The sequence below is a fragment of the Candidatus Binataceae bacterium genome (genome assembly GCA_036495685.1).
In the GTDB taxonomy this organism is placed as follows: domain Bacteria; phylum Desulfobacterota; class Binatia; order Binatales; family Binataceae; genus JAFAHS01.
On sequence record DASXMJ010000171.1, the window covers coordinates 1 to 1,513 of the forward strand.

The window sequence follows — 1,513 nt, forward strand, 5'->3', positions numbered from 1 at the left end:
GACAATGCCGTAGGCTTTGGCCTGCTCTGCGGTCATGATGAAATCGCGTTCCACGTCTTTTTCGATCCGTTCAAGCGGCTGGCCAGTGTGGAACGAAAGAAGCTTATTGAGGGAATCGCGGGTGCGCAGAATCTCGCGAGCGTGGATATCGATGTCCGTTGCCTGGCCCGAGAGGCCGGACATCCAGGGTTGGTGAATCAGAACTCTGGAATTCGGCAAGGCATACCGCTTCTTCGGAGTGCCCGAAACAAGAAGCAAAGCCGCAATCGAGGCGGACTGGCCGATGCAGTAAGTGACCACGTCGGGCCGAACGAACTGCATCGTGTCATAAATCGCCATTCCCGCGGAAATCGACCCGCCCGGCGAGTTGATGTACACCGAGATGTCGCGCTCAGGGTCTTCGGATTCGAGGAACAGCAATTGAGCGGTGACAAGGTTGGCGACATGGTCGTCGATTGGCGTGCCGATGAAAATGATGTGGTCTTTCAGCAGCCGGGAGTAAATATCGTACGCTCGTTCGCCCCGGTTGGTCTGTTCAACCACCATCGGTACGAGCGTTGTGGCACGCGGACTTGCGTCGTCAGTATGTCTCATTAGGAATTTGTTTGCGCGCTGAGGACCCCGAACCAGCTTTTACTTTTCACTCTTGGCCGTCGTCTCGATTCGGGAATTGCGGTAGAGCCACTCGATCGTTTTGTCGCTACGCAACTTCGATTTCATCCTATCGAGCGCTCCCTGCTTTGTCAAGCGAGCCCGAATCGCAGTTGCTGATTCGCCACTGCGTTCCGCCAGCGTTGCAATCTCTTTCTCGACGTCTTCATCCGTCGCTTCGATATTTTCGGCTGTCGCAATCCGGTCGAGCAGCAGCTCGGCCTTCACGTCGTTCACAGCGCGATCGCGCTGATTCCGGCGCAGGCTCACCCAGTCGACATTCACGGCGCGGGGATCGACGCCCTGCGCGGCTAACGAACGAACTACGCGCTCGAGGCGCACGTCCATTTGCCCTTCGACGAGGGCTTCAGGAACGGGGAAGTCATGCCGCTTCACGAGCGTTTCTAGAATCTTCTCGCGCGCTTGCGTTTGTTGCTGTTGTTCCTTAGCTGCTTCCAGATTCTCGTGAATTTTCTTGCGAAGGTCTGCCAGCGTGGAAACTCCGCCGCCTTCGCCTACGGCGTCCTTTGCGAATTCATCGTTCAGGTCGGGGAGTTTCTTCTCTTTGATACCCTGCACTTCCACGGTGTAGTCGAAAGTCTTGCCGGCGAGCTTTTGGTCTGGATAATCGTCGGGGTATTTCGAGCGGAACTGCTTGGTCTCACCCGGTGACGCACCGCGCAAGTTCTCGTTGAAACTTTCGAGAGTCTCCTCAGCGCCCAAGTGGCAGAGAATGTTGTCGGCCTGAATCGGCTCGCCGCCGCCCTCGGGTATGCCGCTCAGTTTGATGAGGACATAGTCGCCGTCTTTTGCCGGACGACCTTCGATCGGAACGTAGGTTGCGGCGCGCTCACGCAGCTCT

Annotated in this window: 2 protein-coding genes; both read right to left on the reverse strand. The window is 56.9% G+C overall.

The features are described from left to right. Positions 1–594, reverse strand: a 594-nt coding sequence (locus VGI36_15685) for an ATP-dependent Clp protease proteolytic subunit (GenBank protein HEY2486587.1), incomplete at its 3' end; no start/stop codon positions are given. A 39-nt stretch (positions 595–633) separates the two neighbouring features. Continuing rightward, on the reverse strand, positions 634–1,513 hold an 880-nt coding region (gene tig / locus VGI36_15690), incomplete at its 5' end, for a trigger factor (GenBank protein ID HEY2486588.1).